General features: G+C 71.3%; 9 protein-coding genes and 1 pseudogene. 5 read left to right on the top strand and 5 right to left on the bottom strand.

All coding sequences use genetic code 11. The annotated features are described in order from the left end of the window. Positions 1-173: 173 nt before the first annotated feature. The 3 genes from ACIPC1_RS03160 to ACIPC1_RS03150 all read right to left on the bottom strand — a co-directional run bounded on the left by ACIPC1_RS03160 (position 174) and on the right by ACIPC1_RS03150 (position 3,792). Complete coding sequence (locus tag ACIPC1_RS03160) at positions 174-635, bottom strand: PH domain-containing protein (RefSeq protein WP_402512771.1); 462 nt, start codon at positions 633-635, stop codon at positions 174-176. 156 nt (positions 636-791) lie between these two features. After that, positions 792-2,249: a carboxyl transferase domain-containing protein gene (locus ACIPC1_RS03155; RefSeq protein WP_402512769.1), complete on the bottom strand. Its 1,458-nt coding sequence runs from the start codon at positions 2,247-2,249 to the stop codon at positions 792-794. Continuing rightward, positions 2,242-3,792: an acyl-CoA synthetase gene (locus ACIPC1_RS03150; protein WP_402512768.1), complete on the bottom strand. Its 1,551-nt coding sequence runs from the start codon at positions 3,790-3,792 to the stop codon at positions 2,242-2,244. Before ACIPC1_RS03150 ends, ACIPC1_RS03155 begins: the two co-directional genes overlap by 8 nt. Positions 3,793-4,294: 502 nt before the next feature. Between ACIPC1_RS03150 and ACIPC1_RS03145 the strand changes: the two are divergent. Continuing rightward, positions 4,295-4,795: pseudogene (locus ACIPC1_RS03145) on the top strand (UTRA domain-containing protein); the annotation flags it as partial. 241 nt (positions 4,796-5,036) lie between these two features. Here ACIPC1_RS03145 and ACIPC1_RS03140 read toward each other — a convergent pair. Both ACIPC1_RS03140 and ACIPC1_RS03135 read right to left on the bottom strand, forming a co-directional pair. Beyond that, the gene (locus ACIPC1_RS03140) at positions 5,037-5,840 is read right to left on the bottom strand and encodes a phosphatidate cytidylyltransferase (protein ID WP_402512766.1); all 804 of its coding nucleotides are present in this window, start codon (positions 5,838-5,840) and stop codon (positions 5,037-5,039) included. After that, complete coding sequence (locus tag ACIPC1_RS03135) at positions 5,837-7,615, bottom strand: aminotransferase class I/II-fold pyridoxal phosphate-dependent enzyme (RefSeq protein ID WP_402512764.1); 1,779 nt, start codon at positions 7,613-7,615, stop codon at positions 5,837-5,839. Before ACIPC1_RS03135 ends, ACIPC1_RS03140 begins: the two co-directional genes overlap by 4 nt. A gap of 217 nt (positions 7,616-7,832) precedes the next feature. Between ACIPC1_RS03135 and ACIPC1_RS03130 the strand changes: the two genes are divergently transcribed. The 4 genes from ACIPC1_RS03130 to ACIPC1_RS03115 all read left to right on the top strand — a co-directional run bounded on the left by ACIPC1_RS03130 (position 7,833) and on the right by ACIPC1_RS03115 (position 11,464). Then, entirely contained in the window at positions 7,833-9,350 is a 1,518-nt protein-coding gene (locus ACIPC1_RS03130; protein WP_402512762.1) for an oxidoreductase, read from the top strand. Positions 9,351-9,464: 114 nt separating this feature from the next. After that, the gene (locus tag ACIPC1_RS03125) at positions 9,465-9,632 is read left to right on the top strand and encodes a hypothetical protein (protein WP_402512761.1); all 168 of its coding nucleotides are present in this window, start codon (positions 9,465-9,467) and stop codon (positions 9,630-9,632) included. After that, positions 9,629-10,240, top strand: a complete 612-nt coding sequence (locus ACIPC1_RS03120) for a toxin-antitoxin system, toxin component family protein (RefSeq protein ID WP_402512760.1) — start codon at positions 9,629-9,631, stop codon at positions 10,238-10,240. Before ACIPC1_RS03125 ends, ACIPC1_RS03120 begins: the two co-directional genes overlap by 4 nt. A gap of 6 nt (positions 10,241-10,246) precedes the next feature. Continuing rightward, the gene (locus ACIPC1_RS03115; protein ID WP_402512759.1) at positions 10,247-11,464 is read left to right on the top strand and encodes an MAB_1171c family putative transporter; all 1,218 of its coding nucleotides are present in this window, start codon (positions 10,247-10,249) and stop codon (positions 11,462-11,464) included. Positions 11,465-11,471 lie beyond the last annotated feature (7 nt).

Here is an 11,471-nt window from a genome sequence, read left to right as displayed (position 1 = left end):
GCCCCCCGCCCCCCGCCGCCGGGGGGGGGGGGGGGGCGGGCGCCCCCCCCCCCCCCCACCCCCCCCCCCCCCCCACCCAGCCGGTGACGCCACACCACGATGAATCCGTGAGTGACCGCCAACTCCCACCTGGACAGATCCGCGGGTACGAGTGCGGCGGCCGGGCTCGGAGTTCAGCGCCTGTAGCGCACTTGCTGCCACACCGCGTGTATGACGTCGATCTCGCGTGCGACATCCACATGGCGGTCGTCGACGTAGGTCAGTTGGACCCGGTCGCCGTACCGGCCGTATGCGTAGGCAATGACGGTCGGCGCCCCGCTCTGCATGTACCCGACGATATTGGGCTCGGCCCGGATGTCCTGGACCTCCGCCCAGTCCAGCCGCCTCCGTCGGACGAAGGCGCGTACCTGGATGCCGTGAACGTCAACGACGGTCCCGACCCGCTTGACCGCCAGGTACAACCAGCCGAAGAAGGGGACGACGACGGCCCAGATCAGCACCTTCACCCACCCCGGTATGTCCTCGTCCATCACGGGCAGGAGCGGGGCGACAACCCCCAGGAACCCCGTTCCGACGATGAAGCCCGCCGGTAGTCCGGATCTTCGGTACACGCGCCGCAGCTGTTCGTTGCTCATACGCACTCCCCCTCGTCCACCGACTCCATCGGCCCCGGCTCCCCGCCCGACACAGGAGCCTAGGTGTCGGGCCGCATGCCGAACAGAGGTGCTTTGAGCGCGTATACCGGTGCTGGCCAGGCAATCTCCGTTTTCTTAAGCGAGACGGACGCCGCTCTATGCGCTCACGATGCCTCGGATGACTCCGAGGTCCAGCAAGTCCTGTGGCCGGATGCGGAGTTGGTCGGCCGTGGCCTGCACTTCGCCGACCGGGCGCTTGAGGATCGCTGCGGCGAGCTCCGGCGCGATGACGGAGAAGTAACTGTCCGGCGTGGCCCAGGTGTTGCCGGGTGCGGCCAGCGCGAGCGCGCCGCCCGAACCGCCCTCGCCGATCACCAGCGTGGTGACCGGCGTACGGGCCGTCGCGACCGCGGCGAACAGGTCCGCGATCGCCGAGCCCGCACCCTGCCGCTCCGCCTCCGCGTCGTTCGCGGCGCCCGGAGTGTCCACCAACGTCAGTACCGGGAATCCGAGTCGGCCCGCGAGGCGGATCAGGCGCGCGGCGGTGCGGTAACCGGCGGGGCGGGTGGCCGTCCCGCACTGGGCGGCGTACGCGATGGTCCGCCCGCCGTGCGAGCCGAAGCCGCACAGCATGCCGGCGTCGCTGCCGCCGCAGCGGTCGCCGCTGATGGTGGTGCGGTGGGTGAAGTAGGCGTCCAAGTAGGCGGCGGCGCGCGGGCGTTGGGGGGAGCGGGCACGGTCGACCGCGTCCCAGCCGGTGGCGGGGAGGTCGAGCATGCCGAGGGCGGCCGGAGGAGTCGCGGCCTCCGGCGAGGGGCTGGTGGTGGGGTGGTCGGGTGTGTCGAGGGCGGGTGGAGGGGGCGCGGCTTCCGGCGAGGGGCTGGTGGTGGGGAGGTCGGGTGTGTCGAGGGCGGATGGAGGGGGCGCGGGCTCCGGCGAGGGGCTGGTGAGCAGCTCAAGCCACAGCGCCAGCGTCTGCCGCAGCTCCTGCGGCTGTACGACGGCGTCCACCGCGCCCGCCGACACCTGGGCCTCGGCCGTGTACGCCGCCGGGTCCGCGTCGGGCGGGCGGACCCGGGAGCCCGCGAAGCCCACCTGGGCGCCGGGCAGCGCAAGGGTCACGTCGGCGCCCGCGCCCAGCGTGGCCCAGCCGCCGCCGGTCGTCGGGTCCCGCAGTACCGCGATCTGCGCCGCCCCCGCTTCCCGGGTGAGCGCCGACTGCCGTGCCACGCGCTGGAGTTGGGTGAGTGCGAGCATGCCCTCCTGCATCCGGCTGCCGCCGGTCGCGACGAGGGAGACCAGCGGGAGACGGTGCTCGCGCGCGTAGGTGTACGCCGCCTCCAGCCGGTCGCCGGTGCGCTCTCCGAGCGAACCGCCGAGGAAGCCGAACTCGAAGGCGATCAGTACGGCGGGGGTGGAGCCGATGGTGGCGCGGCCGCAGACGACGGATTCCTCCTCGCCGGTGCGGGCGGCGGCGCGGGCGCGTGAGCCGTCGTACCCCTGCCAGGACAGTGGGCCGTCGGGCTTGAAGTCGCTGACAGGGGAGGCCAGTTCGCTGAACTCGCCGTCCGCGACGAGGGCGATGGCCTCGCGGGCCGTAAGGCGTTCAGTCATTGCTGTTCCTCAGGGCCCGCTTCAGGATCTTGCCCATGTCGTTGCGGGGCAGGGCGTCCAGGAAGTGCACGACGCGGGGGCGCTTGTGCGGGGCGAGGCGGCGGGCCACGTGGTCGGAGAGCTCCGGGCCGAGGGCAGCGGGGGCGGGGGTGCTGACCGGCACCACCCAGGCCACGATCCGCTCGCCGAGATCGTCGTCGGGTTCACCCGTGACGGCCGCCTCCCGTACGGCGGGGTGTTCCAGCAACGCGTTCTCGATCTCACCGGCGCCGATCTTGTAGCCGCCGCTCTTGATCAGGTCGGTGGCCTTGCGGCCGACGATGCGTACATAGCCGTCGGCGTCCAGGGTCGCCATGTCCCCTGTACGGAACCAGCCGTCCCCGGTGAACGCGGCGGCGGTGGCGTCGGGCCGGTTCAGATACTCGGTGAAGAGGTTCGGCCCGCGGACCTGGATCTCGCCCACGCGGTCACCGTCGGCCGCGCCCGTCGGTGCGCCGTCGGTGTCGTACGCGGCGATCGTCGACCCGTCCTCCTCGACGATCCGCAGGTCGACGCCGGGCAGCGGCACGCCGACGGTCCCGGGCCGGGGTTCACCGTCCACCCGGACACTCGTGTTCATCAACGTCTCCGTCATGCCGTACCGCTCGATGACCCGGCGCCCGGTCGCGGCCGTGATCCGCCGGTGGTCGTGCACGGGCAGTGCGGCGGAACCGGACACCAGGAGCCGCGCCCGGCCGAGCGACTTCGCCAACTCCACGTCCTCGTCCAGGGCTTCGGCGAGCCGGTGGTACATCGTCGGCACCCCGAACAACATCGTGGCGCCGTCGTTCAGCTCCCGGGCCACGCCCTCCGCGCTGAACCGCCCCAGATGCCGCAGCGACCCGCCGCGCCGCAGCGGCCCCAGCACCCCCAGGATCAGCCCGTGCACATGGAACAGCGGCAGCCCGTGCACGAGGACGTCGTCGCCGGTCCACTGCCAGGCGTCGGCCAGCGCGTCGAGGGTGGCGGCGATCGCCCGGCGCGGGATGACGGCGCCCTTGGGCGGGCCGGTGGTACCGGAGGTGTAGACGACGAGGGCGGCGGAGTCCTCCGGGAATTCCTGGACGGTCGCCGCACCGCCACCACCTGGGCGCCCCTCGACGGCGTCCTCCGGAACCTCCTCGACGACGGCAACGCCACGCCCCGTACGCACGTCGACGTCGATCCGCTCCAACTCCCGCAGCGAGTCGGGCAGTTCCACTCCCGCCGCCGTCAGCACCAGCGACGGCCGGCTGTCGGCCAGGATGTGCCCCAGCTCGCCCTCCCCCGACTTCGGGTTGAGCGGCACGGCGGGCACCCCGGCGAGCAGCGCGCCGACCACTCCTACAGCCGTCTCCAGGCTCGGGGTCGCCCACACGGCGACCCTCCCGGCCCCGCCGAGCCGCTCCGCCAGCGCCCCCGCCGCGTCGGCGAGTTCCCCGTAATTCAACGACCGATCACCGAACCGCACCGCAGGCCGCTCCGCGACCGAGCCGCCCACCAGGGCCGGAAAGAGGTGAGACACGCGTACTCCTTGTCAGAGGGACTGCGCAGGGACTTCTGCGGGGGACCGCCTGGACTGTTCCTACACGATGACGCTCCTCAAGTGGGTGGGGGTGGCGAGTTGCCGGGCCGCGTCCAGGACGTGGACCGGCGGCGCTCGATGCTCTGGCCGGGGTGCTGATGGAGTTCCCTACGCGTCGGGGGGGGTCGCCTCCCTGAGCCACCGCGACTTTGAAGACGGCCCAGACGGCCCCAGACGGCCCCAGACGGTCTTGTCCAAGCTGTGGTCGACGATCCCGAACCGCCCGGTCGGCAGTACTTACTGAGGCTGTCGGTTGTCCCTGGAGGACGACTTGCTCAAGGTCGAGGTCCTGGACAGTGGTGACGGGAGCCTGGTTGTCCGCCGCGCGGAACTCGAGGCGCGGGGGCAGAGGGGAAGTCAGCGTGTCTTTGCCGTCGAAGCGAGCCGGCCGGAATCGCCGAGTTGCTTGGCCGGGGGCCCTGGTGCGGGAGGACGTCGTGGCGCGCATGCCGAGCCGGGCGAGTCCTACCTCTGGCTCAGGGAGTCGTCCAGGGGTGGGACGAGTGCGCGCAGTGAACTGCTGGAGGTGGCCGAGGCGACCACTCCCGCGGGTGTTGCCGAGGCGCTCCACCTGCCGCCGGGCGGGCCGGCGCTGCTGCGTGCCCAGTTGCTGCTGATCGACGACGAACCGGCGGAACTGGTGCAGTCGTACTGCCCGTTGGAGATCGCCCGTGGCACGGCGACGGCCAAGCGCCGCAGGATCAAGGGCGGGACGCCCGCACTCCTCGCGGATCTCGGGTACCCGCCGCGCTTGAGCATCGACAGGGTGCCGGCCCGTGTCCCCACGCAGGAGCAGTGCCGGCCGCTGCAACTCCCCGGCGATCTGCCCGTGTTGTGCATGCTCCGCGTCGTACACAGCGACGGTGACCGGGCCATCGAAGCGTCGGTTGTGGTGAAGGCGGGGCATCTGTACGAGTCGCGGTACGAGTTCATCACCGAGTGAACGCGTGTCGGATCTCTGATGGAACGAGCGCTGCCGCAGGAGGGCGGAGTCCGGGCCCCGGCGACTCCGCGCCGGCCTGGAGAAGAATGACGCGGACCCGCTCCGGCGCAACTGCCCCCCTCGCACCGGTCGTGGGGCGGCCCGCACTGCCGGTGCCCGACCGTGGGGCGGGCCGCACTGCCGGTGCCCGACCGTGGCGCTGTGGTCGTACGCGGCAAACCGGTGGTGTCTCCCGGGTCGGTCAACTCAGTACCAGCAACACGGCCAGCGCGATCAGCAGCGAGTCGATTCGGTCCAGCAGGCCGCCCGATCCGGGTAGCCAGTCGGCGGCGTCCTTGGTCCCTGCGCCGCGCTTGATCATCGATTCGAGGAGGTCGCCGGCAGGCCCGCCGACTGCCACCGCGACCGCCAACGGCCAGGTCGGTACGGAGAGCACCGCGAGGGTGCCGAGGCCGGCCGCGGCACCGGTGACGGTTCCGCTCCACCGCTTGGCCGGGGAGAGCGGCGACAGCGGCGGGCCGCCGAGCTTCTGGCCGGCGAAGTACGCCACGATGTCGGCGACCGAGACGGCCACGAACAGTGCGAGTCCGGTCGCCCCCAGCGGCACCAGCGCGGCGAGCGGACCGAGCCAGACAAGCCCCAACAAGCCGGAGCCCAATCGGCGCAGACCGTGTTCGGCGTCACCGGACAGCAGCGGCACGGCGGCCACCGCGAGGGCCCCGACGGCGATCACCCGGGGCACCTGTCCGGGCGCCAGCCAGGCGGCCCCCACCACGGCGACCACCGCCGTGGCCAGGACCGCCCGGTCCGGCAACCCCAACCGCAGCATCCCGCCGTACTCCAGCACCCCGATGACCCCGACCGCGGCAGCGATGACGGTAGCGCCCGGGCGGCCCAGCCAGAACGCCCCGACGACCAGGGGCATCCCGAGCGCCCAGGCACACCACCGCACCATCAGCTCACGCTGCCGAGAGGCCGCCGCGGCGACTCCTCCCAGGACCAGCGCCCCACCGAGGTAGGGCGCCAGTGCGGCAACGGTGGTCATCGGGTGAACATGCCGGTGTGTACGGGTGGCGGCACCAGGCCGGGTGTGGTCCCGCCGGACCGCAGCGCATCGAGGGCGGTGCCGTACGCGGCCACGATGCGCGCGTTCTCCGCGCCGTCCTTGACGGCGATGCGCAGGGTGCGCCCTTCGTATGCCGTCGACATCGGTGACAGGTCGCGCAGGTAGACGTCGCTGCGGCGGCATTCGTGCACGAGCCGGGCGGCGCTCGGTCCGTCGGGCGACAGCGTCACGGTGAGGAAGTTCGCCACCGCCTCTTCGATGGTGGCGGAGGCGTCCACCGCGGCGAGATCGACGGCCAGTTGATGGCGCAGCGTGTGTGTCCGGTCCCAGCGCTCGGCGTAGTACGACGGATCGCGCAGCGCCGCCACCGCCGCCAGTTGCGCGGGCAGGCTGACCGCCCAGGGCGGGGTCCACCGGCGCAGCTGTTCGGTGACGGTCGGCTCGGCCACCAGATACGCGGCCCGTACGCCGGACAGCGCGTACATCTTGGACAGCGAGCTACAGACCACCACCTGAGGGTCAACGGCAGCGAGGTCGGCCAGCGACTCGGACAGGCCGACGTAGCCCAGGTAGGCCTCGTCGATCCACCACCGCGTCGTTCTCGGTGAGGCGGCGATCACCGCGCGCAGTTCCGCGGCCGGCAGGTGGCGGCCGGTCGGGTTGTTGGGGTTGACCACGACCACGAGGTCGTAGCGGCCGGACCGGGTGGCAGCGGTCAGCCGCGCCGGGCCGATCCGCCAGCCGTCCGCACGGCGCAGCGGCAGCCGGTCCACCCGGCACCCGATCACCTCCTGGGTGACATGGGCGTACTCGCCGTAGCTCGGGTCGAGCAGAAGTACGCGGCTGTCCGGGGTCAGCCACCGTCCGAAGGCCCGGAAGATCAGGTCGGACGAACCGGCGCCGACGGACAGTGCCTCCACCGGAAGCGCCCGAGCCGTGGCGATCTCGGCCAACAGGCCCTCGGCGCCCGTCGGTGGCGACGTCCGGGCCGTCCAGGCCGGGTCCTCCGCGAGTACCGCCGTCACCCCGGGGGCCGGCGGGAACCAGGCGTCCAGCACATCGGCCGCGACCACCTGACGGCGTCGGTGCAGGCTGCGGAAGTCCGTACCGATGGCGGCGAATGAAGCACCACCATGCTCGCAGCCGTCCGCTCGCGGGAGGAACGGCATGTCCAACTGCCAGTCAAGACCGGCTCGCAGACGCTCCACCGCGCCGGCGTAGCGGCTCATCGCGGTCCTCATCAGTTCGATGACGGCGCCGGTGAGCACCTCGAACGACAGCGCGCCGCTGCAAACGGAGTGACCGGTCGGCCGCAGTCCGACGGCCCGGTACATGTCGAGCAGTTCGGTGCGGCCCATCACCACTACCCGGCGACCGCCCCGGGAGGCGATCCAGCGCAGTGCGGCGAACATCAGCAGTGGAGCCGCCATGGTGGACCGCCAGCGCGGCTCGACGGTGAGGATGCGCACCTCGAACAGGGCGTCCTCGGTCAGCAACGGCAGTTCGTCGCGCGTCAGATAGCGCTCGATCCCGTACCGGCCCGCCCAGGGCGGCGTAATGCTGACGAAGCCCAGCCGGTCCGCGCCGCGCGCCACGACGAGGTAGATGTTGTGGCCGTCCAGTGCGTCACGCAGCCGTCCCGTGGGATGCGGTGCGTGCTGCCCCAACTCCTTCGAGTACACCCGGTGGCGCAGTTCGTGGATCCAGTCGAGATCGTCAGGGATCGCACGGCGCAACTGCACGGCAGGAGCCACGGAACACCACCTCTGTGACTTGGGGCTCGGGGTCTCAGTGTGGTTTCGGCGGATCGGGTGCACCTGAGCGATCCGACCCGGGTCGGGGTGAGTACGGGTACTCAGACCGGCCGATGATGGCCCGTCCGTCGAAGCCTCGGTACTGGCCGAGACGGTGATCTGCACGAGTTGCGGTACGAGTTCACCGCCCCGCGAATCTGATCGTTACCCTGCCCCTGTGCTGCCTGACATCGAGTTGACGGCCCCGGAGCGACGGGTGTGGGACGCCTTTCCCGAAGGGCGGTGGGTGGATCTGCGGAGTGGTGAGGCGGAGGCCGATGATCCGGTGCGGGATGGGCGGTGGGGGCCGGATCGGACGGTTCGGGCGGCTGTGCTGGTCGCGCTGTTGCTGGGCGGTGACGCCGGGCCCTCCGGTGCCGTCGCCGGCCTGCGTCTCGCCGGTGCGCGGATCACCGGACCGCTCGACCTCGACGGCGCGGAGATCAACCATGTGCTCTGGCTGGAGCACTGCCGACTTGAGGAGGCGGTGAGCCTTTACGGGGCGTCGACGCGGACGGTCCGTATCAAGGACAGCTGGGTCCCCGGCGTGGAGGCCGGGCTGGCCCGGGTCCAAGGGCATCTCGACCTGAAACGTTCGGTGCTGGACGGGGGCCGGCTTTCGCTCGTCAACGCTCACATAGCCGGGGAGCTGAACCTGAACGGGGCACGGATATCCGCTCCCGGGGAGTGGGCCGTCTTCGCGGGCGGCCTGGTCATGGAAGGCGGCGTCCTCTGTAGGAACCTCAGCACGCGGGGCGGGGTGCGGTTGCCGGGCGCGCAGTTGCCTGGGGGGCTTTTCATGCAGGGGGCGCGGATCAGCAGTGACGGCGGTGTGGCACTGGTGGTGGACAACGTGGCCACCACGACGCTCGACCTGTCAGGGGGATTCGACGCGGAGGGCACCGTACGCCTGCGAGGTGCCCGGATCTCGGACAACCTGACCTTCGCGGGAGCGGCCCTGAAGGGTGCGCGTGGTGGGGAGGAGCCCTCGGTGGTCTGTCTTCTGATGCAGGCCACCGACTTCGACTTCACCGTTGCCGGGACGCCGGAGGGGGCCGTCGACCTGCGGGGGGCTCAGGTCTCGTTCCTGTATGAGAACGAGCACAGTTGGCCGGGTGTGGTGGAGCTGGACGGATTCGTCTACGGATCCATCAAGATGGTCGAGGCGGGGCGGCGGCGCGAGGCGGTGGGTCGGCCGGAGACCGTGGTTCGCCGGGTGGGCTGGATTCGGCGGAGCCCTGGCTACAGCCCGCAGCCGTACGAGCAACTGGCGAGCTGCTACCGGAAGGTCGGCCACGACGACGACGCCCGCCGGGTGCTGCTGGCGAAACAGCGCCATCGCCGCCGTACGCTCGGCCCGGCCGGACGTGCGTGGGGACGCGTGCTGGATGCCACCGTCGGATACGGATACCGGCCGTGGCTGGCCGGCATCTGGCTCCTCGGGCTGATCCTGCTCGGCACGCTGGTCTTCGCGGCCGATGATCCGGTGCCGGTCAAGGAGGGCGAAGGAGCCCCGTTCCAGCCCTTCGTCTACACCCTCGACCTGCTGATTCCCATCGGCGGTCTGGGCCAGCGGGCGAACTGGTACTGGGCGCACGCCGGCCCGCAGTGGCTGGCGTACGCGCTGATCGCCGCCGGCTGGGTACTGACCACGGCGGTGCTCGCGGGCGTCACCCGCACGTTGAACAGGAGTTAGCGCTGAACAGGAGTCGGCGTCGGGCGAACCCGAAAGTCATGGCGCGGCCCGAGCGGGACACGTAGGGTCGGCGGAAGCTGACAATTTGATGAGTTGACTTCCGGGAGCCCCTTGGTGAGTGAGTCCCCGACTCTTGCCGAGACACTCGCGCGTCTCGATGCGCGGTTCGCCGAGAAGGGCCTGCACCGAGGCGAAGCGCTCGGCGTACGGGCGATGCCCGTGGCGTATCTCGTGGAGAGCGGGACGCCGCTCTCCGCGTCCTTCCACGGGGAGCGGCGATGAGGCTTGCCCGCGGGGTGCGCGAGTTCGTGGCGGGGCTGCGGCCGACCGGAACCGACTCCGAGATGCGGCGTCTCGCGGTGGAGCTGAGCCGCGTGCTGCGCAAGCGGATCGACAAGACCCCGGTGGACGTGCGGGAGTTGGCACGGGCACTGTGCGAGGAGATGAGCGGGCGCCGGGACGGGCGGCCCGTACGGCTCCGCTTCGAGCGCTTCCCCGACGAGCTCGAGGTCACCGGCCTGTGGATGGAGTTCCACGACTTCGACCTCGTCGTCATCGAGGAGCGCGCCGAGGCCGTGCAGCAACTCGTCATCCTCGGCCATGAGTTGTGGCACATGAGGCAGGGACACCACAACCATCACGTCGATGGCGCCGCCGCCGCGGCCCGCACCCTGTCGGACGGCACCGGCTGGCAGGAGATCGCCCTCACCGTCGCCGCCCGCCACGGGTCCCATGCGGCCGAGGAGGACGAGGCCGAGGACTTCGGACTGCGGCTGGCGAGTGTCTTCCGGTCATGGGTGACCGGCCTCGGCGCCGAGCGGCAGGGCCCCGTCGACCTGGTCGAGCGGGCCATCCAGGCGTCCCTGGGCTACCGCGACCCCCGGAACTGACCGGCGATGAACCCTTCCCGCTTCTCCGCCGGGCACGACCTCGCCTTCTGGCTGCCGGTGGCGGTCCTCACCGCGGCCCTGGCCGTCAAACTGCCCGGCATCGTCAAACTCTGGAAGGACCCGTTCCTCCGGGCCGTCGGCGGCCTCCTCGCCCTCGCCTGCGCCATCTTCGTCTTCGCGGCGCCGCAGACCATCGCCTGGACCAACCGCGTCACCGAGGTACGGAACATCTCCGCGCCGTTGGTCTACAGCCTCATCACCGCGTTCTCCGGGGCCTGCCTGCTGCTGATCATCGCCTGGCGCAACGGTGTGTCCGACCGCTCGGTCACCACACGCCGTGCCATGCGCTGGGTGATCACCGGCTACTCCGGCGTGATCGTCGCGCTGTGGGTGCTCTTCGCGCTCGCCGACGTCCAGGTCGAAAGGCTGCGGGACCTCGACACGTACTACGCCACCACACCCTTCATGCGCGAAGAGATCGTGCTCTATCTGCTCGGGCACGCCGTGGCCTGTCTGATCACCTCCAAGCTGATCTGGAACTGGATCCGCACCGGGGACCTCGACGTATGGCTGCGCCGCGGCCTGAAGCTCCTGGGCGCCGGCTACGCGACGAACCTGCTCTTCACCGCCGCGAAACTCTCCGCGGTCGTCGCCCGCTGGACCGGCCACGACCTGGACCGGCTGAGCACCGACCTGGCACCCCCGGTCGTCTGTGTGTCCGCCATCCTGATCGCGGCGGGGTTCGTCCTGCCGTACGCCGGCCAGTACCTGCACAGCCGCTGGCGCACCCGGATCTGCCACTGGCGGCTGCGGCCCCTCTACCTGCTGATGCGGACCGGCACGAGTGACCGCGTCCCCTTCAAACTGCGGGCCACCCCCGAACTGCGCCTGACACGCCGTGAGACGTTCATCCGGGACGGGCTGCTCCGCCTCGGCCGGTACGTCGACGAGGACCTGGGCCGACGATCGTACGACGCGGCGCTCTGCCTCGGGTGGGACGCCGACCGGGCGAAACCGCTCGCCCGTGTCGTGACGATCCAGGACGCCATCGAGTCCAGGCGGCCCTCCCAGGGGCGCGGCGCCTGCCCACCTCTCCACAGCCCCGACATGGAAGACCTGCTGGAGGGGATCGAGGCCGTCTCCCTGGCTCTCCGCCACACCGACGACATCAGGGCGGTCCGCGAGCGCGCGGCCGCCGAAGCAGAGAGTGTGCCCGCCACATGAGTGCCAG

Origin of the sequence: Streptomyces sp. NPDC087263, from assembly GCF_044744645.1 — a bacterium.
GTDB lineage: Bacteria > Actinomycetota > Actinomycetes > Streptomycetales > Streptomycetaceae > Streptomyces.
The sequence above is the reverse complement of the archived record's forward strand: the minus strand, read 5'-3'. Positions and strand labels throughout refer to the sequence as shown.

Coding starts and splice junctions, on each gene's coding strand:
- ACIPC1_RS03120 (WP_402512760.1), top strand. CDS start 9,629: ATGAGGCTTGCCCGCGGGGTGCGCGAGTTCGTGGCGGGGCTGCGGCCG.
- ACIPC1_RS03140 (WP_402512766.1), bottom strand. CDS start 5,840: ATGACCACCGTTGCCGCACTGGCGCCCTACCTCGGTGGGGCGCTGGTC.
- ACIPC1_RS03115 (WP_402512759.1), top strand. CDS start 10,247: ATGAACCCTTCCCGCTTCTCCGCCGGGCACGACCTCGCCTTCTGGCTG.
- ACIPC1_RS03155 (WP_402512769.1), bottom strand. CDS start 2,249: ATGACTGAACGCCTTACGGCCCGCGAGGCCATCGCCCTCGTCGCGGAC.
- ACIPC1_RS03160 (WP_402512771.1), bottom strand. CDS start 635: ATGAGCAACGAACAGCTGCGGCGCGTGTACCGAAGATCCGGACTACCG.